The organism is Paenibacillus sp. FSL R7-0313 (assembly GCF_037969885.1).
In the GTDB taxonomy this organism is placed as follows: Bacteria; Bacillota; Bacilli; order Paenibacillales; family Paenibacillaceae; genus Paenibacillus.
The window spans coordinates 3,130,045-3,156,850 of record NZ_CP150219.1 but is presented as its reverse complement, the minus strand read 5'-3'; the positions used below and the strand labels follow the sequence as shown (position 1 = coordinate 3,156,850).

At 45.7% G+C, this 26,806-nt stretch carries 20 protein-coding genes; 6 read left to right on the top strand and 14 right to left on the bottom strand.

The window, feature by feature from the left end; translation table 11 throughout:
• Positions 1–47 precede the first annotated feature (47 nt).
• Entirely contained in the window at positions 48–905 is an 858-nt protein-coding gene (locus NSQ38_RS13845; RefSeq protein ID WP_339790054.1) for an SDR family oxidoreductase, read from the top strand.
• Between the two features lie 187 nt (positions 906–1,092).
• Here the strand turns inward: NSQ38_RS13845 and NSQ38_RS13840 are convergent, their stop codons facing one another.
• From NSQ38_RS13840 to NSQ38_RS13810, 7 genes are all read right to left on the bottom strand, one after another.
• Complete coding sequence (locus tag NSQ38_RS13840; protein ID WP_339790051.1) at positions 1,093–1,650, bottom strand: RNA 2'-phosphotransferase; 558 nt, start codon at positions 1,648–1,650, stop codon at positions 1,093–1,095.
• 13 nt (positions 1,651–1,663) lie between these two features.
• Complete coding sequence (gene imm48, locus NSQ38_RS13835; RefSeq protein WP_133385592.1) at positions 1,664–2,104, bottom strand: Imm48 family immunity protein; 441 nt, start codon at positions 2,102–2,104, stop codon at positions 1,664–1,666.
• Between the two features lie 130 nt (positions 2,105–2,234).
• Positions 2,235–3,476: a transcriptional regulator gene (locus tag NSQ38_RS13830; protein WP_339790049.1), complete on the bottom strand. Its 1,242-nt coding sequence runs from the start codon at positions 3,474–3,476 to the stop codon at positions 2,235–2,237.
• Positions 3,477–3,658: 182 nt separating this feature from the next.
• The gene (locus NSQ38_RS13825) at positions 3,659–9,349 is read right to left on the bottom strand and encodes a S8 family serine peptidase (protein WP_339790047.1); all 5,691 of its coding nucleotides are present in this window, start codon (positions 9,347–9,349) and stop codon (positions 3,659–3,661) included.
• Positions 9,350–9,898: 549 nt separating this feature from the next.
• Positions 9,899–10,888 carry a serine/threonine-protein kinase gene (locus NSQ38_RS13820; protein ID WP_338588061.1) on the bottom strand — a complete coding sequence of 330 codons (990 nt, stop codon included), beginning with the start codon at positions 10,886–10,888 and terminating at the stop codon, positions 9,899–9,901.
• Positions 10,889–11,187: 299 nt separating this feature from the next.
• Complete coding sequence (locus NSQ38_RS13815; RefSeq protein ID WP_339790046.1) at positions 11,188–12,057, bottom strand: alpha/beta hydrolase; 870 nt, start codon at positions 12,055–12,057, stop codon at positions 11,188–11,190.
• A 332-nt stretch (positions 12,058–12,389) separates the two neighbouring features.
• Complete coding sequence (locus NSQ38_RS13810; protein ID WP_339790043.1) at positions 12,390–13,043, bottom strand: ribonuclease H family protein; 654 nt, start codon at positions 13,041–13,043, stop codon at positions 12,390–12,392.
• A 130-nt stretch (positions 13,044–13,173) separates the two neighbouring features.
• On the opposite strand from NSQ38_RS13810, the gene NSQ38_RS13805 reads away from it, so the two are divergent.
• Positions 13,174–13,740: a DUF421 domain-containing protein gene (locus NSQ38_RS13805; protein WP_339790041.1), complete on the top strand. Its 567-nt coding sequence runs from the start codon at positions 13,174–13,176 to the stop codon at positions 13,738–13,740.
• A gap of 355 nt (positions 13,741–14,095) precedes the next feature.
• On the opposite strand, the gene NSQ38_RS13800 is transcribed toward NSQ38_RS13805, so the two are convergent.
• The 4 genes from NSQ38_RS13800 to NSQ38_RS13785 all read right to left on the bottom strand — a co-directional run bounded on the left by NSQ38_RS13800 (position 14,096) and on the right by NSQ38_RS13785 (position 19,284).
• Complete coding sequence (locus NSQ38_RS13800; protein ID WP_339790039.1) at positions 14,096–15,301, bottom strand: acyl-CoA dehydrogenase family protein; 1,206 nt, start codon at positions 15,299–15,301, stop codon at positions 14,096–14,098.
• 99 nt (positions 15,302–15,400) lie between these two features.
• Positions 15,401–16,477, bottom strand: a complete 1,077-nt coding sequence (gene sfnG / locus NSQ38_RS13795; RefSeq protein WP_339790037.1) for a dimethylsulfone monooxygenase SfnG — start codon at positions 16,475–16,477, stop codon at positions 15,401–15,403.
• Between the two features lie 176 nt (positions 16,478–16,653).
• Positions 16,654–17,811, bottom strand: a complete 1,158-nt coding sequence (gene ssuD / locus NSQ38_RS13790) for an FMNH2-dependent alkanesulfonate monooxygenase (protein ID WP_339790034.1) — start codon at positions 17,809–17,811, stop codon at positions 16,654–16,656.
• 18 nt (positions 17,812–17,829) lie between these two features.
• Positions 17,830–19,284, bottom strand: a complete 1,455-nt coding sequence (locus tag NSQ38_RS13785) for a 4-hydroxyphenylacetate 3-hydroxylase N-terminal domain-containing protein (RefSeq protein ID WP_339790032.1) — start codon at positions 19,282–19,284, stop codon at positions 17,830–17,832.
• A 284-nt stretch (positions 19,285–19,568) separates the two neighbouring features.
• Between NSQ38_RS13785 and NSQ38_RS13780 the strand changes: the two genes are divergently transcribed.
• The gene (locus NSQ38_RS13780; protein WP_339790030.1) at positions 19,569–20,198 is read left to right on the top strand and encodes a TetR/AcrR family transcriptional regulator; all 630 of its coding nucleotides are present in this window, start codon (positions 19,569–19,571) and stop codon (positions 20,196–20,198) included.
• Between the two features lie 122 nt (positions 20,199–20,320).
• Here the strand turns inward: NSQ38_RS13780 and NSQ38_RS13775 are convergent, their stop codons facing one another.
• Together NSQ38_RS13775 and NSQ38_RS13770 are read right to left on the bottom strand one after the other, a co-directional pair.
• Positions 20,321–21,088 (bottom strand): ABC transporter ATP-binding protein, encoded by a 768-nt coding sequence (locus tag NSQ38_RS13775; protein ID WP_339790028.1) that lies wholly within the window; start codon positions 21,086–21,088, stop codon positions 20,321–20,323.
• A gap of 2 nt (positions 21,089–21,090) precedes the next feature.
• On the bottom strand, positions 21,091–22,200 hold the full coding sequence (locus NSQ38_RS13770) for an iron ABC transporter permease (RefSeq protein ID WP_339790026.1): 1,110 nt from the start codon (positions 22,198–22,200) through the stop codon (positions 21,091–21,093).
• Between the two features lie 133 nt (positions 22,201–22,333).
• On the opposite strand from NSQ38_RS13770, the gene NSQ38_RS13765 reads away from it, so the two are divergent.
• From NSQ38_RS13765 to NSQ38_RS13755, 3 genes are all read left to right on the top strand, one after another.
• Complete coding sequence (locus tag NSQ38_RS13765) at positions 22,334–23,398, top strand: ABC transporter substrate-binding protein (RefSeq protein ID WP_339790023.1); 1,065 nt, start codon at positions 22,334–22,336, stop codon at positions 23,396–23,398.
• A gap of 168 nt (positions 23,399–23,566) precedes the next feature.
• Positions 23,567–23,989 carry a MarR family transcriptional regulator gene (locus tag NSQ38_RS13760; protein WP_339790021.1) on the top strand — a complete coding sequence of 141 codons (423 nt, stop codon included), beginning with the start codon at positions 23,567–23,569 and terminating at the stop codon, positions 23,987–23,989.
• A gap of 56 nt (positions 23,990–24,045) precedes the next feature.
• Positions 24,046–24,885 carry an alpha/beta fold hydrolase gene (locus NSQ38_RS13755; RefSeq protein ID WP_339790019.1) on the top strand — a complete coding sequence of 280 codons (840 nt, stop codon included), beginning with the start codon at positions 24,046–24,048 and terminating at the stop codon, positions 24,883–24,885.
• 136 nt (positions 24,886–25,021) lie between these two features.
• On the opposite strand, the gene NSQ38_RS13750 is transcribed toward NSQ38_RS13755, so the two are convergent.
• On the bottom strand, positions 25,022–26,383 hold the full coding sequence (locus NSQ38_RS13750; protein WP_339790017.1) for an amino acid permease: 1,362 nt from the start codon (positions 26,381–26,383) through the stop codon (positions 25,022–25,024).
• Positions 26,384–26,806 lie beyond the last annotated feature (423 nt).

Here is a 26,806-nt window from a genome sequence, read left to right as displayed (position 1 = left end):
ATTACAATCATATGCAAACAAAACACATACCCTAGGAGGAAAAGAAAATGAAAATTTTGGTTACTGGCGCAACAGGTCAATTGGGTTCACTGGTTGTAGAGGCATTGTTAAAAACGGATTCTGCCAAAGATGTGGCAGTAAGTGTACGTAATCCTGAGAAAGCGGAAGCACTCCGCACCCAAGGCGTTGACGTGCGTCACGGTGACTTCGATCAACCGGAGACGTTGCAGAAAGCTTTTGCCGGTGTAGACCGCCTGTTGCTCATCTCCACCGATGGTGACAATGAAACGCGTATTCGCCAACATCAGGCTGCCATTGACGCTGCCAAGAGCGCAGGTGTGGGTTTCATCGCTTATACAAGCGTTGTGAATGCAGAGAAAAATACCCTTTCCCTGGCTGAAGTTCACCGCGCTACAGAAAAAGCTATTCGTGAATCCGGCATTCCGTATTCCTTCCTGCGCAACAACTGGTACCTGGAAAATGAAGCAGGCAGTGTGCAAGCCGCTACGCAAGGCGCACCTTGGGTTCATGCCACCAATGACAGCCAAGTAGGCTGGGCTACCCGCAGTGACTACGCCCATGCTGCAGCAGCTGTACTTGCAGGCGAAGGACATGAGAATACCGTATATGAATTGTCCGGCAAACTACGCACGCAAGCTGAACTGGCTGCCATTGTTGGTGAAGTGCTTGGGCAGGACATCAACGTGCAGAACGTGGACGATGCCGCTTACGCTGACATCATGAAAGGTGCAGGTCTACCGGACTTTGTCGTATCGATGCTTGTTGATATGCAAAGTGCCATCCGTGAAGGCGCATTGGCTGTAGAAAGTGATACATTAGAGAAATTGCTTGGCCGTCCGGCTCAGCCACTTAGCGAAGGTATTAAAGCGATTGTAGGCAAGTAAGTTTTGAATATAAGAAAGGGACACACCAACAAATGTTGGATGTGTCCCTTTTTTGTGTAGCTAGAGATCAATACAATGATATTCCCGTTGTAAGAATGACCGTACACTCACCCGTTGATTGCGACTGCTGTAATTCGAGATAGGTATTTATGTTTTCCACAACAGTTCATCACTCATTGTACACTGCTCACTGCTCAAGAATATAACGTGCGGGAATATGATCGGCCAGCCAGATATTTTCGTTTCCATGATAAAAGAGGATTCCATCTGTGGCCGCTTGAGCAGCATTGATTTTCAAAAGGACAGGCTGATCATCCCGTCTTCGTCCCACCTGATTGGCCGTATCAATATCTGCGGACAGATGTACATATTGCCTTTGCCGCGGCTGTAAGCCATGTTCCCTAATAGAGTTCACTGCGCGTGCCGGGGTCCCATGGTAAAGGGTTTCCGGTGGCTCAGCAGATATCTTTGATATCTTATGGGGTGTCGAATGTCCATACAATGCCCGGATACGGCCAGAACGGATTTCATGTCTCTTTTTCTCCGAGGCTTGAATCATCTGCTCCAGATCGGCTTGCGTGACTTCCTTCCACTGCGGACTTTCATGTAAAGCCACCAGCAATTGCGAGATCTCCACCCAACCCTCTTCATCCAGTTCCAACTCATACTCCCATGGTGCATGTCGCAGAGCGTATGAGAGTTCCTTGCTTAATTTCATCAGATCCAATGCAATCATCTCCCACATCTAATAAAACCGTCTAATTTTGCGATTGAACCGCTGTTAAAATCTCCTGAATGTTACGTTCCAATCCTTCATCGTCTTCCTGATTGAATTGGCGGTGTCCATCAATCCCACGTTGGATAATCGTATTCATCACCGGATGAACCTCACGATCGGAAGCCACCCGAATCAGATCATCGGCAAAATCAACCGCCTGCTGTTCACTGTAATTAAACGGTTTAATCAGCATCCGAATGCTCAAGGCATGGGCCTGGGGCTCCGCTAGCTGATCCCGATGAGTGATGCCATACACCGCGCCAAAACCAAAAGCAGCCATTACCTGACGCTCCAGTTCAGTCGTCTGTTCCAGTGGCGTGCCAATCAGCTCACACATTTTGTCCACCATCTGCTCCAGCTCGTTTGCTGCCGCAGCCAGAATTACGTCATTAATATCGTCAGCGTTAATAAATTCAGTCATATTGGTTTTCTCCATTTCTGCACCGTATTTGATCCATTCTCTCAGACTCTATGAGAACATTGTATCGGAGTTGGGGTGTTCGTTTCAAACCACTCATAGGTCGTCGACTTCTCTTACTCTATTATTACCCTTATATAAGGGAAGTCGCTTGTGATTTGAAGCGATTTTTGGCGAGCCTGAGCGCCTTGTCCTTTTCACCATGATCCATATAGTACTGAAACAATATCTCTTCATAACGTTCAGCGAGATACTGGGAACCAAGTTCACGATAATAAGGAAGAATTCGCTCTTCTATCATTTCGTAATACGTTTGCTCCTGCCCTTGTAAAATGACAGACTGGAGTTCCAATTCCATATAACTTGCGTCTGAAACAAGTTTAGAATTGCGCAAGGCTTCCAGAGACATGTCCAACAGTTTGTTTGCAGGAATGAGGTTCCCTAGCCTATTCGATTCTATGTAATTATTGAGTACCATCAGGTATAACGGTTGTTTCTCCGGAATGATATCAAGCGCTCGTCTGTACCAGTAAGCAGCATCCTCATATTGCCTCCGCCGGTTATATTCATAACCCAGATTGTTTAACAGCTTGGCTTTTCGGTCAGGGAGCCCACAATCATCACTAATCCGAATCAGATTCTCATATCTGCGTTTCGTCTCAGGAAAATCATGATACTCGCGGGAATTGAGCTGTACCAGCATAATGGTTTCGGTGTCAATGATTCGCACCATATTGAGCGTTTTCCGAAAATGCTGAATAGCTTTCTCAGCGTAATAGTACGACGTAATATTCGAATATATCGAGTGATATGCCAGAGACAAATGATAGAAGTACTCATGATTCGTATATTTGGACTGATTAATTGAAGTTAACGTCTCAATGGACTTGCGATAATGTCCTGTAAGGAAATAATAAATCCCCATCACATGGTGATAAAAATAATGTTCATATGAATGCTCCGATTCATCAGGAATTTCAACTTCGGCTATAAGTCTCTCGGCTTCATTGATATTATTCATAAACAAGTAAAATCGGATCCGCAGCAAGTCATAGGATAAACGCAAATCAGGTATACCTTTTAACGGTTCTTCTTCCAACTTGTCTTTGAGACGAATAGCTTCAGCTGTTCTCTGCATAATAATGGCCTCTTGCCATGAATCCAGAAGATCGTTCATTTGATGATATCTCGCTACTTCTCTTGCCATATCAATACATAGTCGATCACAGAGCATGTCCATAATTTCTTGTGAATACTCTGTCATTCCCCGTTCAATTTTGCTCAGATGTGTGACTGAACAGATCCCTTTCACCAGTTCGCCTTGAGTTCGTCTACTTTTCTCCCGGTAAAATTTAATAATCTTCCCTTCAAACATCACTACACCTCGTTTTAATCCATCATTTTATTCCTAATTATAGGGTTCGAATATGGACTCTGCCAGTTATATATTGGAGTCTGACATACCTGGGAAGAGAATTTCAGGAGCTTAACTAAGTAAAATAACAATAAAATAAGAGGCCCCTCTAATGTTAGAGGAACCTCTTATCCTTGTACTTCTTATTTCAGCAGCGCAAGTAAATTGTGAACCGTTTGGGCCGTTTCGGCACGAGTAGCACTATTTTGGGGTTTGAATTTCCCGCCAGTAGAACCTTTCATTACACCAAGCTCGGAAGCTTTCGCCACAGCTTCTTTTGCCCAAGATGCAATGTCTGCTTCATCCGTATAACCGGCAACAGCCGACTGGGTATCGTTTGATTGGGATTGATATTCGTATGCTCTCATCATGAGCACTGCCATTTCTTCACGTGAAATGGTTTGGGTCGGAGCAAACTTATCATTCGCTATTCCCTGAACCAAACCTGCTTGATATGCAGCTGCAACGCTGTCTGCATACCAGGCATCCTTACTAACATCACCAAATGGCAATTCGTTACCTTTCACCTCTAAACCAAGAGTTCTCACGATTAAAGCAGCGAATTCGGCACGAGTCGTTTGACCTTGTGGATCAAACGCGGTCTCTGTTTTGCCTGTCAGCACATGTTTCGCCGAAAGAGACTTGATTGCTTTACTTGCCCAATGCGTTGGTACCACGTCTTCGAAGGATTTATCGTAAACGAACGGTGCATACATGCCCATATCAGACAATTGGGAAGTAACGGTACCCTTCTCTTCATCTACAATCCCACCTGCGTAATCCCATTGATCCGCAGATGAATGTTCATGATACATTCCAATCAGATCGCTGTTTAACATTCTGTCGTAATGGAGTGTCAGTGAAAAATCTTCAGGAAGCGAGGACAGAGATAATTTCTCACTGGAAACCTGGAGATACAGTTCAACTTCATAAGCAGCACCTGCGGTTGTCCACGTAAGACCTTGTTTCGTTTCTGGTGCTTTCACATCTTGTTTCAATATATCCAAAATGATCTTGCCCCCAGCAGCACCAGAACCTCCTTTGGTCTGCAGTTCTTTCAATACGCTAGATGGAATGGTGAGCGATAATACACCTTGCTGAGAAATTGTGAGTGAATTCGCACCCAACAAGTCCCCCGCATTAACAGGCAACTCAATTTTCTTACCAACTGTAATATCCACATTTGCGGTACCGTTTGTCACAGCTTTCAATTCTTTTTCTGTAATGACCTGATTTTGGCTTGGATCTGGGTCTGTGGTTGGTGCAGGTGTTGGGACAGGTGCAGGGGTCGTAGAAGATCCGCCGCCACCGCTATTTCCAGAACCACCCCCATTATTACCAGAACCACCATTATTCATTTCCTGAATTTTATTGAGGAAGTACCCTAAGTCTTTGTCCCCAATTTGCAAAACAGGCTTCTTGGTAGAATAGTTAGCAGTCATTCCAAAGTTATTTGTAATATAATTCACTTCGGCGTCTCCTACAGAGCCATCCTGGTCAATATCGGCGATCTCATCCGAAGTATGATAATGTTTCGTTACAAGCTCCATGTCATAGATATCGATGACTCCATCCCCATTAATATCTCCTGCATACGTAAAGTCTGACGAATTCATTTGATTGATGCCATAATATTCGCCATCAATCGTCTTGCTCAGAACCACTGCCAGCCTGGAAGGTAAATGACCCGGAACTCGTGTGTAGATGGTCGTCATTTCTCCTGTTGCCGGAATCCCATCGATCAGGAACTCACCATAATTTTGCACAGTCCCCTCATATTTCTCACCGGAAGCCGTCTCGGCATAAACTTCAATGCCCATTGCCGAATAGTCATTTTCAAAATCCAGATACTCTCCATCGACCATAAAAGCTTCCGGACGTACAAAACCATATGTTCTTGAGGATTTGGAGATCACTTCATAACTGTCTGTGTTAAACGCGGTTAATGTCAATTTCTCTTCGTTCTCTTTCATGCCAACAGTCGTGTATTTCACTTCAAGAAATGGTACGTCGCTTTTCTTAAAATAGAATTCATCCTTCGGTACATCAAAGACAACATGGAACAAATCAAGATCCCCTGTGATTCCTTCAAAGGACCCACCTGAGATGGATGCCTCAAAGCTGAGTTCTCTTTGGTCCACTACAGGCTCACTGATTTTCACTTGAGCACCTGTGGCATCCAGTAATGCCTGCAGCTCAGGCGTTGGCTCAATCCGGTTAAATTGTTTGTAGTCATACATCGATTCCAGGGTAAACGAAATACCGTTTAACTTCTCGACATTGTTCAATTGAATAGTTTGGGTAATTGTATCTCCTTTACGCACTTGTTCTTTGTCATATTTGCTGGTCACATAAGGTTTACCTTCGGAAATAAAGCCATAGCGGTGGTCCTTGACGGGATTGGCCGCTGTACCCACATCCAATCCAAAGAGTCGAAGTTCGTAACCATTATCATATTCTTCTTTGGTAATACCAAAAGATATATGTCCTTCTTTGGAAACAGGCAAATCACCGGAATAAAAGGGACTGCCATTCTCGTAGAAAATGACACGATTGGAAGATTGATCATAAGCCGTGATCCCATTATCAACAAAGGTTTGGATGGTTGAATCGATAGCTGTGCCATCATACCAGACGCCCTGTCCACCTTCCCTTTCCGTCAGCATACTATCATTGAGTTCGTGTACACCAGGCTCAATACCCAAATCAATCTCGGGGGCTGTATTGTCCACAACGACCAATCTTTCGGATGAATACTGCTTGGAGTCCGAATCTGTCCCGATGAATTCAAGTGTGTAGTTGCCCTCAGGGACAAATGTTGCAACGTTGGAGATTTCCCCGTTTTCAATTGGAAATGCATAACCTCTAAACACATTCAGGATCAGATATTCCACTCCCGGTAGCAGGGACTGCGAATTCAAGGTACCTACAAACCCGATTTCCTCGCCGGTTGCGCGATCCTTCAGCAATACATCCACAGAGTCAATGGGACTTCCCAATTGAATAGCACTCAGTGTAATACGATTCAGGAACTGATGAAAAGGAGTATCGTTTGTGATGGATGGTGGAATCAGTTCCACCGAAGTTATACCCTTTTCGCTAATACGGATGGAGAATGGGATCTGAATATGATCCGCCGCATTTTCCGTATCCAGATATACATATCCTTCATAACGACCACTTGGCGTGTCCTGTGGTATATCCACTGAAACAGTCATCTCTTCCGTACTTCCGCCACTTACAGTAATGGATTCTGGAAGATGAACATTTAAGTTCATATCGTTTAACAGCTTCATGGAAGTGTTATACGTTTTGGCACCGTCCCCTTTATTCTCGATCTTAACTGTTCGGCTGTCAGATACGATTCCCTGGTCGTTTTCTTCCAAATATGCACTATCAAATACGATGGAACCTGTAATTTCATCAATAAGGATGGATTCGTCATTCGAGAAGTGAATCGTTTTATCCTGAACTTTGGCAAACACGGATGTGTGGACTGCCCGGTACGGATCTACACGGCCTGCACCTACTTCATATACGGAATAATTCCCGTTCAGATCAACAGCTGTATTCATAAGAGCAGTCTTCACATCAAAAGGTGTGTATTCTTCATGTGCCTGGAGCATAAGTGCAGCAATACCCGCCATATGCGGGGTTGCCATGGAAGTACCCGAAATTCGTGCATAGGCAATATTATAATTCTCACCCGTATGATCATTCACAAATACAGGATAGGTTGAAAAAACAGCTACGCCCGGTGCAACGATATCGGGTTTAATATCATCATTCACGGCGGCTGGGCCTCGGGAACTGAAATCGGCCAGTTTATTTCCTTCCGTAACGGTTTGGCCTGCTGCGCCAAAGGTGACCGTCACGCCGTTCAACACTTTTAGTTTTTCTCCAAGCTCTCTCATCATTTGGAATGTAGGAATATACCCGTTCATTTCACCCAGATAATTAGGGATTGTTCCTTCAACATTGTTATAAATGATTGCTGCTGCCGCCCCCGCTTTTCTTGCGTTGACAATCTTGGCATCGAGTGCAATATCTCCCCGAGCGATTAGGGCCACTTTGCCTTGTACTTCAATACCTTCAAAATCAAAAGCATTACCAAGCCCTGCATAAACAAGTTCGTAGGTTTTGCCTTCAAGCGTGGTCAGATCGTCAGCAAAATCTTTACCAAACAGTGTTAACACCTCAGTAAACGTTGAAGCAGGTGCTTCTTTTGTTGGCGCTTCTTCTTCTGCTGCTGGTGGTGCTTCTACTTCTGCATCAGGTGCATCTTCTACTGATAGTGAAGTTTCTACATCTGCTGCTGGTGTCTCTTCTTCTGTTGTCGATGCTTCTACATCTGCTTCAGATGGTTCTTCTGCTGTTGGTGGAGTTTCTTCATCCACTATAGGTGTTTCTTTTTCCTCTGCCGATGCCTCTTCTTCTACTGCAGGTGTTTCCTCCCCCCGAATAGGTTCTTCTTCAATTACAGGTGTTTCCTCTGTCTCTCCCGCACCTGGATTGTTATACACATCCAGAGTCACAGTAGCCGTAGGAAGAGTTAACGGAACATCGGAAGCACCAATCGTAATGGCCAGCGCGCTCGCTCCCGGTGTACCTAACGTACCTTCATTGGGTCCATCATTACCTGCCGCAACCATACTCACCACGCCTTGCAGCATCGCATTATTCAGTGCAATTGAAGAAGGATCCAGCGGATCATTCGTGGCGGCCCCTAAGGATAGATTGATAACATCAAGTTCATCTTCAATAGCCTTGTCAATTCCGGCAATAATGCCACTCATCTCACCACTTCCACCAGGGCCAAGTACACGGTACACATATAAGTCTACGTCTGGAGCGACACCTTTTACAGCATGCCCCACATCATTTTTGGCCTGCCCAGCGATGGTTCCCGATACGTGTGTTCCATGGGAAGTATAATAATCTTCTGCTAATACACCTTGCTCCTTATAGCCCGAATTCTCCCAATCTTTATAGGTCGTCTCCATCGGGTCTGCATCGTTATCAACAAAGTCCCATCCTTTAACTGTCGTTGGATCTACTTGCTTTGGATCCTCACCCGCATGAGCGCGATACCCTTTATACGCCCCTGTTAAATCCGGATGATTATAATCAATTCCGGTGTCCAGTACACCCACTTTGATTCCCTTACCAGTGATACCCTCTTCATGAAGTTTGTCGATTCCGAGATATGGCACACTATCAGCCATTCGAGGTTGTATTCCGGATGCAGATGCAAATTCACTTGATGTGTCTGTTTCTGGCAGATCAAGTACCACTTCCTGGTCAGCCCATACTTTTTTCACAACTCCGGATTTCATCAGATCTTCTACGGCTACGCCAGGGACTGTTAACGCAACACCATTTAGTGCGTTTTCATACTCCTGAGTGATTTGGATCGAGGCAGCATCATAAGATAGCCCTCTCTTCTGCTGCAAAGACTTAATGTGCTGCTTGAATTGCTGATGATTTTGTTTTACTCTGCTTGCGGCCGTAAGCTCTGACAACTTCTCATTTTTTAGTCCAGCCCGTTTCAAGGCAACGGCAGCGGGTTCGCTATTGAATTGGATGATCACTTTGACCAAATCGTTACTTTTGGTATTCACCTTGGAGTCGATCACTTCACCATCCATGACTTGAAGCTGATTCAAAGCTTGTCTTTCCTCTGGCGTCAGTGATTGAAGAATGGACTTAGCGCTTTCACTCTGCTGTAGAGGACCATAAGAAGGTGCTGCGTAAGCAGGTAAGGAGAACATGGAAGACAACATGACTCCTGCTGCTACTAAACCGGATAACCATCGGGTTGATTTTCGTTTCATTTTATACCTCCTGCGATTTACGATCAGATTAGGCTTATCGTATTCCGCAGCGTAGGGGATGTAAATTGGGGTAATTGAGTATGTTAATAGATGAATCACTCTATTACCCTTCAGAAAAATTTACATATAAATAGACCGAATTATCTAATTTAGTGACTTTATTTAACAAATTCAGGATTCTATTCTTTTATTCACAACTGAATTTGATAAACAAGTTTCTTTAGACCTAAAATCACTTTCGAAAATGAAGAGTTTTTTCAAAAATAAATTACTTTTTTTGTTATTTTTTTGATTGGATTCAATTAAATATCTGTTAAAAAACGCGAAAAAAGCTTACACCATTGTTCTAAACAGAACGAGACATGTAAGCTTTTTTAACGTATATCTCGAATGGATGGCATTGGTAAAGAATGATGTATTCTATAAGCTATAAAAGAAAACAAGCCAGTTCGCCCCATATGTAAGGGGAAGAACTGGCTTGTTTATATTTTACACCTATTTAATAGCTATACTTTCATTTAAGCGTATCTAAACATAGGTCACGCCTGCTTACGCCGTCTCATGTTGCTTTTTCGACTCCACTTCATAGACCTGCGTATGTTCATTCTCGGCTAAAGACCATTCCACTGTACCTGGCTTGCGCACTTTCCATACCCAGGCTTGAATTCGCAGCGAGCTTCTGACCCAAGCTAAAGAGGCACAGCGTTTCTCAGAACGAACCGTCAAACCCCAATGAATAACACGAGCGAGCCAAGGATTCACATACTCATTATGTGAGCGAACTGATGGTAATTCATCCTGGAACAACCGCTGTTTCACGTCCATAGGGGGTTGCCCGCATGTCCAATAATGGAGCAGAGCTGCCAAACTATAGATGTCCGACATCGGTCCCTGACTGGATTTCTCCGAATAGAACTCCAGCGGAGAATAACCTGCCGATGTAAATATCACCTGTTTCTCTCCGGATTGCATAGGCCAACGGGTAGCTGAGCCAAAGTCCAGAAGTTTGGGTGTACCATCCTCCATCACCATAATGTTGGAAGGTTTCACATCCCGGTGAAGAATGCCTTGCTTATGTATGTAATCCAATGTATCCACCAGTGGAAGCAGCGTCTCTGTTATGAAGGCAGCATCAAGAGCATGGTTGTGTTCATTCAGATACTCGGTCAATGTGATTCCCGTGCAGTATTCCATAACCAGATACCCCGTATCATTCGCTTCAAAATGATCCAAATACGAAACAATATGAGGATGATCCAGTTTCGATAACAGTTCACCTTCAAGCAGAAATGCAGCCAGTAACTCCTGATATTGCCCACCGTATCCTCGCGAAGAGCAGAACACCCCACGCTTGTCTGCCTGACGTTCAGCCAGTCTCTGTGGGAAAAATTCCTTAATGGCTACCTTGGCACCCGTATTACGATCTCGCCCTGCATATACAATAGCCAACTCACTGCTGGCTAATACCTGTCTTACCTGATATGTATCATTTATAATCACATTGCGCTGCAATGCCATTTTACAATTGTCTTTTCTCATAACAGACCTCTTTTCAACCTTGTCGATCGGAAGACTTTCCGCGTAAATGCATCATTTGGTTCAACCGGTCAGCAATTCATCGCCAACTATACATATAAACCAAATGATGCAATTTGAAACACCTTAACGCGAAATATTTAAATATTGATGATATCAAGCCTTCTACGATCCACTGCTAATCCCTATCCACACTATTCTATAGTAGAAAAGGACTCTCTTATATAGAGTATCGACAGAAGGATGTAATTACTTAATTAAACTGGAGAAAAACATTTCTCATCCTTCATTTGCAGCTTTTATTAATAATTATTCTGTAAAAAACGTCCGATTTCCTCGTTCATCTGAACCAATACGTCCTGTGAAGGAAAATGTCCTGTATCATACTTGATGGCTTTTACATTCGTAATAATCTTTTGAGCTCGCTCAATACACTTATCCGCAGGGAAAAAGACATCCTTCCCCCCTACCAATAACAAGGTTGGTGACGTATAATTCACCAGTTCTTCTCGATCCGTGAGCTTGGGCAGATCCTGCTCTATGCTGACGTATTTAAAAAGTTTGCCGATAATGTTTTTATCCATTTCTTTCATGCAGTTGCACGACATGTTGTCCGTAATTTTTTGCAAAGAAGATGGTGAAGACGTCATGCGGTACTTGACGAGCGGCAGCGTGATATCCTGAGCTGTTTTAATTTTGGAATTGACCGCAAGACCAGCAGGAGCAACCAATACAGCACACGAGATGCGTTCCGGAATATAGGTAGCCAGTCTGAGGATAATGCCTCCTCCAAACGATGGACCGATAAATGCACTCTTTTCAATATCATAGTGATCCAGCAGATCCGACACCCATAAAGCCAAGCTATCAAACCGTGTGGAGATACTCGCTTCCTCACTATAACCAGGATGACCAATCGTATCAGGAGCAATAATCCGGTATTCCTTAAATAAGGAAGAGAACCATGACAACGTCATCGGATTCACACAATTACCGCCCTGGAGAATAAATAACGGCTTGCCATCTAGAGGACCCGTCAGTAAAACATGCGTCTTGCCAAAACGCGTCTCTACATACTCACGCGTAAAATCCTCACCCAACTCGTTCAAATAAATCTCATACTCTTCAAGTATGCTGCTCTTGCCTTCTTCACTTCTATAAATGGAACTCATGTCTGCCTCCTGCAATATATACTCAAATAACCCATTCTAGTGAATGGACTTGCTAATCGATGGACCAAAAAGATAAAGAGGGCCTGCAGATGACAGGCTCCTCCATATGTTTAACTAATCATATTCAGATGATTATAGAGCGGAAACTGGAAATTGTAAATAACGATTCTAATAGACCAGAAATAAAGGAGGCATCCTTTGGATAAATCAATTTTACAACTCACTAAAAATGGATTTTTGTGACTAGATATAGATAAATTAAAAAGCTTTGATCTATATCTAGCCTTGAGTGAAGCAGCTACAGGTATTATGAAATTGATACGGATAAATACTTACTTCCGGCCGTAATCCGCCTTGATTTCGCCCCACTGCTTGGTCTGCCATTTTAGCACTTTATTGCTGTACGTATTTGTCTGGAGCCACTGCTCCGCACGATCGATCATCAGCCAGATTTCTTCCGTGGAGTTGTCTCTTGGTAACGTTGTGGCTACTTTTTTCTGCTTTAGCCATTTCATGGCATTGACCGAGTCGGTATACACCGTTTTGGTACTACCTTCTTTTTTCAAATGTGCGAGGGCATGTACAATGGCCAAAAATTCGCCCAGATTGTTCGTGCCTTTGGAGATCGGTCCGACCGAGAAAATAATCTCACCTGTGCGGGTGTCTACCCCTTTGTATTCTACAGGTCCGGGGTTACCACGTGTGCCCACATCAACAGAGATGCTGTCGTAATCCACTTCCTCCGACGTTTCCATGCCTGCACTTCTTCCGGTACCAGCCGACTTCGTCTTCGACGCTCCGCCTGCACTAGAACCCCAGTTTCCTTTCCATCCGGCACGATACGCTTCTTCTGCGGCTGCTTTGGACTCATAGGATTTATATTTTGCTCCAGTATAATGATCCGTCTGTGCTTTGCAATCTGCCCATGTGTTATACACACCAGGTTTCTTGCCTTCCCAGACAACATAATATTTCTGTTTTGCCACTGTGACCCACTCCTTTGTTCACTTCATCAATACCCTATTGTAAACGATTGGGAGGGGGGAATGAAAGTTAAGTTGTTCGTCCAAGCTAAGGAATACGAAACATGATTTGGTATAGAAAGGAATACAACCAATGGACTGGATATGGAAATCCATCTTGCTTGTACTGATTGGCATGATTCTGCTACGGATTGCTGGACGTAAATCCATCTCGCAAATGAGTGTAGCCACGACAGTCATTATTATCTCGATCGGAACAACGATCGTGCAGCCAATTGCGAATCATGAGTTAGGCAAAGCGATCGGGTCAGCGGCGGTATTTATCGTCATGCTTCTGATCGTTGAACAATTACAGTTGAAGTTTAATTGGTTTGAAAAAATGATGAGCGGAAAATCCAAGGTTGTCGTGGAAGATGGGAAGTTGAATTTACCGAATCTGAAACATATGCGCTTTTCCGTGGACCAATTGGAGATGCAGTTGCGGGAAAAAGGAATTACAAGTATTACCGATCTGGAAACGGCCACGATGGAACCAAACGGGCAACTCGGTTATGTGCTCAAACGACACGCGCGCCCAGTAACCATTGGTGATTTGGAATCACTCCTGAAGCAAGGTACGTGGCCCACGGAATCCAAAAAACTGTTCCAGGAGGTCATCCAGGATGGACACTCTCGTCCGCTGGACTCCACACTGGAATAGCTACTGCCTGTCCCTAGTCGCAAAAGAAAAGGAAGAGGCTGTCTCAAAAGGAATTCCGCCTCGTTCCAATGGCTAACGAACCTACCGCACCTTAAAAGGCAGATCATCAACGGTTGCAAGATTTAACGAACCTCAGTAACGCTATTTCGTCATAAAAGGGCTCCCAAACCTAAAAAATCCAGTGAATCGACGAAATAGCGTCTCTATGATTCGTTAGATCTCAGATCTGGGCAAAAGGGAGCGAATAGCGTGTGTCAGGTTCATTAAACCAAAACAAAATAAAACTGCAAAGAGGATGTCCCCGTCATATTCATGACTTATGGGGCATCCTCTTCCTTTTCAGTTTCTGTGTGAATTAATCCCCTCCCTCGTACCACAGCTCCAGTGGCAGACCAACCAGAGACTTGCCAATCCACTCTCTGGCGATATTGTTGGAGGGCCCCATGGCAATGCCTGCACGCGCGTCACGGAAGAGACGTTCAAACACGCCTTTTTTATAACCATAACCTCCGGTAACATCCAGTGCTGCTTTGGTCGCTTTATTCGCAACTTCGGCAGCATGAATTTTGAATTCAACCAGCGGCAGGAACAGCTCAACTTGCGGTCTCCCCTGTGCCTGAAGTTCGTCCAGCTGCCGCGCAAGTGATAACTGCCAAGGCTTCAGGCTGGAGATTAACACCTTCACTTCAGCCAACTGCTGGCGGATGATCTGATAATCGGCTAAGCGCTTGTTAAAATCCCGATGAACCATGCCCTTCACATATTCGGATGCAGCCTCAAGCGCCGCCTCGGCAACTCCAAGCCAGGTTGAGCCCAGGCCTATCAGATATACGGGCGATACACCACTCTCCAGAATTTCGCGACCCTGCCCCTCGGTTCCGAGCTTATCCTGAGCTGCTATTCGGACACCTTCATATTTAATGGGTCCGCTGTGATTACCACGAACGCCGAGCGCATCCCATACGCCGGAAGTAATGCCTTCCAGTTGTCCATCGACAAGGAAGAAGCTCACATCTGTCGGGGTTTGCGCTCCTGGCGTGCGAGTCTGGGTCACATAAAAATCAGCCTGTCCCGAGCTTGTCGTGAACGACTTTTCGGCATTCAGAATATAATCCTCGCCGTCTCGGGAAGCCTCGCTGAAATTAAACCACCAGTGACCTCCCGAAGCACGCTCACTTGTGGAATACGTACCTATAGCGCCATTACGTACCGGCTTCAGCCAGCGCTCCTTCTGATCCTCATCTCCGTAGAGAGCTATCGTCTGAACGGCTCCAACATGCATGACATACACCAGTGAAGTCGAAGGGCATCCCTTGGCAATTTCTTCTGCCGCAATCGCAAAGGCAACATGATCCAGTCCCCGTCCACCGAAGCGCTCGGGAATCAGCACCCCATTCCATCCAGCCTCAGCAAGGGCGGACAGATTCTCACGCGGGAAACGGCCCTCACGGTCAATCAGTTCAGCACGTGGTTTAATGACTTCGTCAACAATCCCCCGAATTTCAACTCTCAATTGCTCATAGTCTGGCTGGGTGTGAATGGTGTTTGCTTGAATACTCATTGCATCAACTCTCCTCATGATTAGAATAGGGATACATCCCTCGATAACAGTGATACAGATATGCCAATCCATTCCTTCTATTGAAGATCGATCGTTTGATCAGGAAGTTGCTACCCGGTTTAGTGCAGCCTCCTTCTCTCTAACCAGCGGGATTACCTTCTCACCGAAAGCCCGAATATCCTCATCGTAATGAAGAAAGCCAGTAAGAATGAGATTTACTCCAACCTTTTTCAACGCAATGATGCGGTCTGCCACCTGCTCCGGGGTACCAATCAAACCGGTTTTGAACCCGTCATTATATTGCACCAGGTCGTCGAAATTGGAATTCGCCCACATTCCCTCCTGTTCAGGTGAAGCTTTGCCTGCAAATTGAACCTGACTGCGGAAGCCCTCCACGGCCTCGGGGTCAGCATGCAGAATAATCTGGCGCAGTACTTCCAATGCTTCTTCTTCCGTATCCCTCACGATGACAAAAGCATTTACTCCGAATTGCAGCTTGCGGTTGTAGGACGCAGCCCGCCCAGTCACATCCTCAATCTGGGTACGGAAGCCTTCGATGTTATTCCCGTTCATGAAATACCAATCCGAGACTCGTGCAGCCATGTCACGTGCAGCCGCCGAATTCCCTCCCTGGAACACAGGTGGAAGTGCACCCGGTTTGGGTTTGTGTGGCGCTTCATGAATACGGTAAAAGTCTCCCTGGTGATTGGCTTCTTCTTGCGTCCACAGCTCCTTTATGACACGGATGAACTCTTCCGAGCGACGATAACGCTCGTTATGGTCCAGCCACGGTTCTCCAAATCCATGAAACTCTCCCTTGAACCAGCCGCTGACAATATTTACGGCAGCTCGTCCCTTGCTGATATGATCAATCGTCGTGATCGCTTTCGCTACTGGACCGGGATGCCATAATCCAGGCAATATGGCTGCTATCAGTTTCAAGCGATCTGTAACCACAGCCAGTGCGGAGGCAAGAGCAATGGCTTCCAGTTGATTATCAGCGCCGTAGCTGGCCATAAATCTGGTTTGCAATAACGCATAATCAAAGCCCACATCTTCTGCGATCTTGGCATACCTCGCGTTATCCTCAAATGACCAGCCTGTTTTTTGCGGGATGCTGGAGATAACCAGACCCCCACTTACATTAGGAACCCAATACGCGAATTGCATGGACATGTTGAATCACCTCTTCAATGGAATGATTTATAGGCAAGGGCCAAGGCCCTCTCTACCGGAGTGGAATACAACAAAAAAGACACCTACAACCTATAAGTTTGAGGGTGCCTTTAGTTCGTCTAATCGGCCAGAATGTATGATGTTTTCAATGGAGATATCGTAAAAAACAGACCCTATCATTTGGAAGCCGCAGGCGCTTTTACCACATGAGCAGGAATGTTATTATTGGCGATGATCTCGCCAAAAGGGCTGATAAACGAGCGCTCGCCGTTGTCGCCATATTGCGCATAATTGAGCTTTGGAAACAACAACTCAGCAGTACGATAAGCTTCTTCCAGATGCGGGTACCCCGACATAATGAAGGTCTCAATCCCCAGTGCTTCGTACTCCCTTATTCTCGCTGCAACCTGGTCAGGATCACCTACAAGCGCTGTACCGGCACCGCCTCTGACCAGTCCAATGCCTGCCCACAGATTTGGGCTGATCTCCAGATTGGAACGATCCCCATTATGCAGTCTGGCCATTCGCTGTTGACCGACGGAATCCATGCGAGCGTAGATCTTCTGGGCAGAAGCAATCGTCTCTTCATCCAGATGAGCGATCAGGTCATTCGCGGCCTGCCAGGCCTCCTCTTCGGTTGGACGAACGATTACATGAAGTCGGATGCCGAAGCGCAGACTTCTTCTCTTTCTGGCAGCAAGCTCTCGCATTCGGTTGATCTTGGCCTCTACCTGGTCAGGTGGCTCACCCCACGTCAGGTATACGTCTACATGCTCGGCAGCCACCTCCATGGCAGCTTCAGATGAGCCTCCAAAATAAAGTGGAGGATAAGGCTTCTGAATGGTCGGATACAGAACCGATCCACCGTTGACCTTTAAATATTTGCCCTCAAAATCAACTTCTTCGCCCGCCAGTTCCTTGCGCCATATGGTTAGAAATTCATCTGTCAATGCATAACGTTCATCATGATCCAGGAACACCCCGTCTCCCTCAAGCTCGATCGGATCCCCTCCGGCTACGACATTGATCAAAAGTCTTCCTTTGGAGAAGCGATCCAGTGTACTCGCCATTCGTGCCGCCGTGGTCGGAAGCATCAGACCCGGACGTGCAGCGACCAGAAACTTCAGCTTGTCCGTTACCGACACCAGAGAGGAAGCAACAACCCAGGCGTCTTCACATGATTTTCCCGTAGGTAGCAACGCACCGGCAAACCCAAGCTCATCTGCAGCTTGCGCAACCTGCTTGCAATAATGATAGGTCACTGCCCTGGCACCTTCTCGGGTGCCCAGAAATCTTCCATCCCCATGTGTCGGGATAAACCAAAACAATTCCATTTTTCTCTCTCCTCCTGCTCAATTGGTGGCTACTCTGCCCTTGCTGTTCTCTTGAATCAGCTTCCAGACAGGACCTGTTAACGACAATTTGTCATGTCGAGTGTAATGGGACGCGAGCCCCCGGATCGGATCACCTGCGTAAAATTTTTCATATAACAGATGTCTTGCGCCAAGCGGACTGCCGATGAGATCCCAAGCCAGCTTGAACAGCTCCACTTTTTTCTCTGCACTTACCGCAGCGCCTTCAAAATACAAATGCATAAATTCGGAAATCGGACCGTAGAAGTCCTCAATTCCGGAAGGGGTCTGAACAAAGCCACCTGCGCCGACTTGTTGAAGTATCTCAACAGCCCGTGGATAATATTTGGTTCCCAAACTTCGCGCCGTCTCTACATACGTCAGATCAGGAACGAGCACACCTGCCGCATCAGGCAAGGCTTTGGCCTCCGCTGCAATAATCAGCGCCTTGATTACGTCAATTTGTGTCAGCAGCTCACCCAGTTTCTCCTGAATATGCAGAAATCCGGTTACGCCAATCGACTCAGCCACCGCAAAAGCTACACCCGTGACAAATTCCAGCTTGGCTACAAAGCGCACAACATTTTGGTGGAAGGCCAATCCATTGGCTGTACGGTTCCCGCGAAGCTTCAGGACCTTGTCAGAATCGCCGTAGAGAAGCACCCTCTCCCAAGGAATCAGGACATCATCGAAAAAAAGGACTGCATCCATCTCATCGTACCTTGCACTGAGCGGATGATTGCGTTCTCTGGCATCAGCAAATGACTCCCTGCACACAATATGCAGTCCTGGTGAATTGGCGGGTACAATCAAGACATGCGCATGTTTCTGATGTCGGGTCTGAAATTGCAGGAACGAAAAGATCAGAAAGTCATGCGTATACGGTGCACCTGTCGCAATCATTTTGGCTCCTCTAACCACAATCCCTTCCGAAGTTTCCTTCACCACATGCAGGAATCGCTCTGCAATCCGCTGGTCATCCAGTCCGCTGGAACGATCAATCTGGGGATCAATAATGGCTGTTGTCAGAAAGAGGTCGCGGTCTCTGGCCTCATGGTAATAGGTGCTGATTTTATCCGCAAATTGCGGGTCCAGGTCGGATAATTCGTGCCGGGCAGCATACCATCCGGTTACCATGGAACGGGCATAGTCGGATAACCGGCTCATCATGCCATTGGTGCTGGAAGACCAGACTGCAAAGGACTGACTGCGTTTGTTCAATTCGGCTGCTGTGTGCGGTATGAGAAATGAGCTGTGTGCATATCGCTCCTGTCCCTCGAGAGCATAGCCCACTTGCTCCCGTTGAAGAGGATCATCCAGCATATTAAACAACTGCCTGATGGTGGATAGTGTGCCTTTAAAAGCCGCATGTTCGGAAATATTCTTCACCTGCTGCCCTTCCAGCCAGACACGTCGTCCATCCTCCAGACTGGATATGAAAGTATCTCCCCTCAAAATGTCACCCCTTACTTAAATTTTATTTTTCCGATTGATTTGCTATGTTTTATTGTTTATCATAGCTAATATCCATTGGATCGCAACAATCAATGAGTCCAAATTTGACGGTTAACAAACACAAATGCTTGATCTGTCGGGCAACGCCAAAATAAACTACAATCCGGCTTGATTTGAAGGTACCTGCATCTTAAGCGCATTCCCATGGATGCATGAAATGCGGATCTAGACGATGTTGCTTAACCAACAAAAAATACTAATCTGTTGTTTTGAGGTGATATGGAATGAATGAAACTCGAGGTGTCGACCGAAGAATTTACAGAACCCGTGTCATGATCTCTGAAGCTTTTTTGAAAATGATGAAGAAGCAGGATTACGTGGAAATCAGTATCGTGGACATTGCTGAACAAGCGAACATCAACCGTTCAACCTTCTACGCCCACTTTATAGACAAAGAGGATTTACTGGACAAGATGGTCAACGAGAAATTGGAGTTGCTGGAACATGTACTCAGTGAACGGTCTGCTGCCATGGATGTGGCCCTTTCTTTTACCGAGCCTGACCCGATCTTTGCGGTCCTGTTTGAGCACATCTTTGAGCATGATGAGTTCTACCGGGTCATGCTACTGATCAATCCTGTCGGCAATTTCAGTACCCGGCTGAACGAGGTGATTAAAGCTTATTTTTTTCAACGGATTACCCAACTCGGGATGGATCAGAAGGTTCAGGTACCGCTGGACATTTTACTCGATCATCTCAGCTTCTCCACCAGCGGAATTATTCATAAATGGCTTGAAAACAACAAAGTATACTCTCCCCATCATATGGCTTTGCAGCTTACCCGTCTTGCCCGACTAGGTGCCTACACGGCCATGGGCGCGCAGGCCCAGGATACACGCTCCCCCCATTCCTGACCTGCCTGTTCTGGAGCCAAAGGCTAACTTGACCAACCTCCTCTGAGAAAGCTAAACGCAAAAAAACTGCCTTCCAAGCTGAAAATCAGCTCGAAAGACAGTTCACTGGAACACTAGACATATCACCGTGTACTCAGGTAAGCGATGCCCAGGCCGCCCGTAACCGGATTTGTATAGATTTCACATTCTACATCAAATACCTCACCAATCATCTCACGAGTCAGGATATCGGCGGGTTTGCCATGGACCACAATCTGTCCCTTTTTCACCACATAGAGATAATCACAATATTCTGCGGCGAGTTCGAGATCATGCAGCGCTGCCAATATGCCAATGCCGAGTCCGCGGACAATATTTAGAATCTGAAGTTGGTATTTGATGTCCAAATGGTTCGTCGGCTCGTCCAGGATCAGGAATTCGGGTTGCTGTGCCAAGACACGCGCCAATACCACACGCTGTTTCTCCCCACCAGACAGAGACACGTAATTGCGGTCTGCATGTCCAGTCAGATGTACTTTTTCCAAAGCCTGCTCCACGATTTCGTGGTCCCGTTCATTATCCGTCTCCAGCATTTTTTTATGCGGGGTACGCCCCATCATGACCATCTCGCGCACCGTAAAATCAAAACTCAATTCATTAAACTGGCCGACAACGCCCATGTGTCTGGAAACAAGCTTTGGACTGGATTTGAGAATATCGGTATTGTCCAGAAAGACCTTGCCTTGCTGCGGTTTGATCACTTTATAAATGCTCTTGAGCAGCGTTGACTTGCCACAACCATTGGGTCCGATCAGTCCAACGAACTGTTTACCTTTTACCTGTAATGAAATATCCTTAATGATGTCCGTGTTCAGCACAGAGATGGATACATTTTCTACGTTCAGTTTCATGGTTAATTTCCTCCAAAACCGTAGCCTTTTTTGACCAGCATATACATAAACATCGGCGCACCAATCATGGCTGTAATGATCCCGATTGGCAACTCCACGCTGGATATGAGGGATCGTGCAATAACATCCGTCCAGATAAGGAAAATGGCACCAAACAGCACGGATACAGGCATCACTTTACGATGGTCGGAACCCACCAGACCTCTGACGATATGTGGAATAATGAGTCCGACAAAACCAATCATGCCACAGCTCGCCACCATAACGCCTGTCACCAAAGCGGTTAACAACATGTACACTCTGCGGTACACACTCAGATTAATGCCTAGTGTAACGGCTGCTTCGTCCCCCAATAACATCGTATTAAGAACTCTGGACTGTAAAAGGAAAAATAGAATCGCGACCAGCACAACGATACCAACGAGTGGAAGCTTGTTCCATCCGGAAGCCGCCAGGCTGCCCATGGTCCAGAATGTCACCGTTTTGATGCCTTCAGCATTGTTGGCAAAATAAATAATAAAGTTCGAAAAAGCGCTGCACAGCGCGTTAATCACCATCCCGGCAAGCACCAGCTTGACCGACGTCATTTTCCCCCGAATCCCTGCCAAAGTCAGGACCAGTAAGGAGGCACCCATCGCTCCAGCAAAGGCCCAGAAAGCAACCCCCGTCTGACCAAGCCACCCAATCGCACCGAAGCCAATGAGTATTGCAAAGGTTGCTCCAAGTGAAGCGCCTGAGGATATACCCAGTATGTAAGGGTCAGCGAGCGGATTCTGCACAGCAGCCTGCATAACAGCACCGCACAAGGCCAAGCCTGCACCGATAAACATTGCCATCAGCACACGAGGAAAGCGAATCTGCCAAATGATATCGGTAAAGGAACCTGCCTCAATGGGTGTTGTCCCCCACTGAAATCCCGTTAATTTGTATAAAAGGATACGATACGACTCCGCCAGTGGAATTTGTACCTGTCCAATGGAAACTGCAATACCTACAGAAATAATCGTGATTATGACTAAAGCTGCGATCAGTAAAGCAAACCCGGATTTACTATGAATCAGAGACTCTCTTTTCCCCCTACGCTGTGTCTGAACCTGAACCGTCTGTGCCATCTCTTCCCCCATCAATTCGCGTAAAATGTAGAACAAATTAAATTCAGCTATTTACAAAGCTTTTTCTCGGATTATAATTGAGAATGATTATCTTTGTCAATTTAAAACACATAGAAAAGGGGTTCATCATTTAATGAAATTCACATCCAGAACCATTGGCTTCGCTGCTCTAAGTCTCCTGTTAATGCTGCTTGCAGCCTGTTCGAATGCATCAACTTCTTCCCCTGCCGAAGAAACAACTTCAACAACTAATACGACAGAAACTTCAGCTCCTGCTGAGAATACAAATAAAACGACGTACCCGCTCACCATTGAGAACTACACAATCTCGGGTGAGGGCGGCGAGTGGAAACCAAAAGTGCAAGTATTTGATAAAGCACCTGAACGTGTTGTTGCGAATACCCAATCTGCGGCTGAGATGCTCATCAAATTGGGTCTGACCGATAAAATGGTCGGCGTTGCTGCTCTATACGGTTCCGTTACACCGGATGTGGCTGATGATTTCGCCAAAATTCCGGTATTGTCCAAGGATTATGTAGGTAAAGAACTGGTTGTAGGTGCAAGCCCGGATCTGGTACTCGGACGGGGCGACCTGTTCGCTGATGCAGACTGGGGTGTGGGTACCGTCGATGGATTGAATGACATGAATATCCGCACATTCCTGCAAACGACGAATCACAAAGGCACACTCGATAGCCTGTATAGCGATATTGCACAACTTGGGCAGATCTTCGACGTTCAAGAAAATGCCGCAACATTCACAGAAAATCTGAAGACTCGTGTTGAAGCCATTAAGGCAAGTGTAGCCGATCAGCCTGAGCGTACTTTTGCCTACATTGTACCCGCTACAGAAGACACCATTACGGTAAGCAGCATGCAGAACGATACGTATCAGCTTGATGCACTTGGCTTGTTGAAGCTGAAAAATACGTTTGATGGTGTGCAAGGTGAAGTTAGTGTAGAGCAGCTGATTACAGCGAACCCGGACTACCTGCTCTTGTCCGCTTATGCCGGTTCACCGGATATCGACAAGCTGATTCAGAATCTGTATGCCAACCCTGCCCTGCAAAGTATGAATGCAATCAAAAACAAACAGATCTATGTCACAGATTTCAGCCAGTTCTGGGGTTATGGATATCAAATTCTGGATGGTATTGAGAAAATGGGACAGGAAATGAAAGCTAATCCAATCAAGTAATCGCCGGATGTTGGCTTGTAATGTAGTATTGCAGTGAAGTATTAAAATGAAATAAAAGCAAAGGAGCAGGAGAAGACATTCTCACTGCTCCTTTGCTTTTATCCTCGTGTGCAATAAGTCATGGAACAAGGGCTTGACATTAGTTTGATAACAAACTATATTACACGTATGAAAACAAGAGACGCTATTTCACTCATATCCAAAATTAAAGAGAAGGTCAACCGCTTTATTCTGGCCGAGATGGCTGAGCAGGGAATCCAGGATCTCGCTACGTCCCATGGGGATATTATCTATGCCTTGTACAACAATCACAGGATGACCATGGCTGAGATTGCCAAAAAAATTGGCAAGGATAAATCCACGGTGACCGCACTTGTGGACAAATTGGTGCGGACAGGATACGTCCTCAAGGAGCGTGATGCAACAGATTCACGAGTTGTTCATGTGGCTTTGACTGAAAAAGGCGAAGAATTAAAACCTGTCTTTGAAGAGATATCTCAGCGCATGCTGGACGCGTTCTATACGGACGTTACGGAAGCGGAGAAAAAAGAACTGCTGCGAATTTTAATGAAAATTCATGGCAACTTCTAATTTTTTTTGGAGAAATAGTTTGATATCAAACTAATAGTTTAGAGGAGGTTTTTGGTATGATGGACTACACTCAATTATTACCGAAACATGAGGTAAAGAAGATCGGAGAACATGATTTACACTTGGAAATATTCGAAGGAACCCCGCCTCATGACGAAGAAACAACGACCAAGAAGCCCCCACTGCTGTTCGTTCACGGTGCATACACAGGCAGCTGGATGTGGAGCAAATATATCCCCCACTTTGTCCAGCACGGTTGGACTTGTTATGTCATGAACCTGAGAAGTCACTACAAGAGCCGGGTCATGGACATGACAAAGATTACGTTTGACGATTATTTGGAGGATATTCGTGAAGTGTTAGCCGGGATCAACGAACCTCCTGTTCTTATTGGCTTTAGCATGGGTGGGATTCTCAGTCAAAAGATTGCAGAAACCGTTACTCTGGCAGGCCTGGTTGTGATTGACGCCAGTCTGAGCAAGGAAGTCCATGAGCTAATCCCCTACCCGGAAAGCAATCGTATCACACCTGGGATCATCATGCCTGCACCTGTCCGTGATGAACTGACCAGTATAGATGAGACGGCAGAAGACATTGCTTTTCAGCGTAAATATCTGCAAACGGAGTCTGCGAAGGCATTTGCTACCTTTTCAGTTCTGTGTGGAGCCGATGGAGTATCCATTAATGGTGATCTGATCCATTGCCCCAGCTTGGTGATCAAAGCTGTTTCCTCTGAAGACGAAGATCGGAGAGGCAAATTAACTGCCAAGCAGCTGCATGCCGAATATGCCGGACTCTGGGATACAACACATACGGGTTTACTGGTAGGCCAACGGTACATGGAATCTGTCGAACTCATCCTTGGATGGTTGAACAGACAGCATCTTTTGAATTAACGGAGAAAATTTCAAAATAAAGTAAATATCATGTTAAAACCTCCTTCCTGCCTTTCATTAAGGCTGCAAGAATATAAAAAATATAAATACCCGCCCAATCTAATTGGACGGGTCTACTTATTAACAAAGCTAAGTTCTACTGTCTGTTACTGCTCAAGTTTCTCTTTTTGAGAAGGTAGATCCCCGCAACCAGGATAAACCACACCGGCGTGACAAATAACGCCACTCGCGTGTCCTCAGCCAAAGCCAATACTACCAGCACAAATGCCAGAAAAGCTAAGATCAAAACGTTCGAGAACGGATAAAGTGGCAGTTTGAAGCGGCTGCGACTCGCCAGTTCGGGCTGAGTACGACGATATCTGAGATGACAGATCACCATGATGCCCCAGACAAAGATAAAACACACGGTAGACACGCTCGTGATCAGCGTAAATACGCCCTCCGGCATGATATAATTCAGAACAATTGCAATTAAAATAACAATCGTGGAGAAAAACAACGCGTTGGAAGGAACCTTCCTTCTATTCAGTCGTGCAAATGACTGGGGCGCGTTGCGATCCTTTGCCATGGAGAACACCATACGGCTTGTACTAAAAATCGCACTGTTACACGCTGACGCTGCGGACGTTAGCACCACAAAGTTCACAATTCCAGCGGCGGCCGCAATACCTACAGCTGCAAACACTTGTACAAACGGACTTTCAGTAGGTACAATGGCGTTCCACGGGTAGATACTCATAATAATCAGCAATGCGCCAACATAGAAGAGCAGTACCCGGATCGGAATCTGGTTAATCGCTCTAGGAATAACCTTCTCCGGATTCTCCGTTTCCCCCGCTGTGAGTCCCACCAGTTCCATGCCTACAAAGGCGAACACCACCATCTGGAACGATATGATGAACCCATGCAGTCCATTCGGGAACCATCCCCCATGACTCCACAGATTGGTGAAACTCGCTGGACCCTGATCCGTTGTAAAACCTTTGAAAATCATATATAAACCAACAACAATGAGTGCCAGAATAGCCACGACTTTAATCAGGGCAAACCAGAATTCCATCTCCCCAAACAACTTGACCGTTGCCAAGTTCATGATCAGCAAAATGACTAACGCAATTAACCCTGGCATCCACTGAGGTACATTTGGAAACCAAAACTGTGTATACAATCCAACGGCCGTAATATCAGCCATGGCAATGGAGATCCAGCAGAACCAATAGGTCCAGCCTGTAATAAATGCCGCCATATTTCCCAGGTAATCACGCACAAAATCGACAAAGGAATGATACTGCAAGTTACTTAACAGCAGCTCCCCCAATGCACGCATGATCAGGAACAACACCACACCCGTAATGATGTAGGCCAGCAAGATGGATGGCCCTGTCAGTTGGATCGTTTTGCCTGCTCCGAGAAACAGACCTGTACCGATCGCACCACCTATCGCCATCAACTGCACATGCCTGTTCTTTAATCCCCTTGTTAACGTTTCTTGCTGCATGATCAACCACCACTCTCTTTCTGCAAATACTCTCTACGATGCAAAATATTATTACTCATCATATAATAATCTGCCCAGAATACATATCCCCCATTTATATATTTTTATTGCACAGCAAATAGGCCACCTTTCTAAAAAGTGACCTCTGTTTATGTACACGTTTATCATACATACCTAATAAAATATTTTAAAATATAAACCAAGCTTAGAACGGCAACGACTAAAAAGGCAATGGCTAATGAACGTTCGGTTTTCCAAACTCGAATAGCATTAGCAACACTAATCATCAATAGCGCAATCAAGTTAATGGTACCCGAGTTTGATTGAAACGAGTTGAACACGATAATCATAAATCCTACAATCCAGATTAACAAAAACCACAGTGGAGTTTTCCGAAAAAGCTGCTTCATTATGATGTACTCC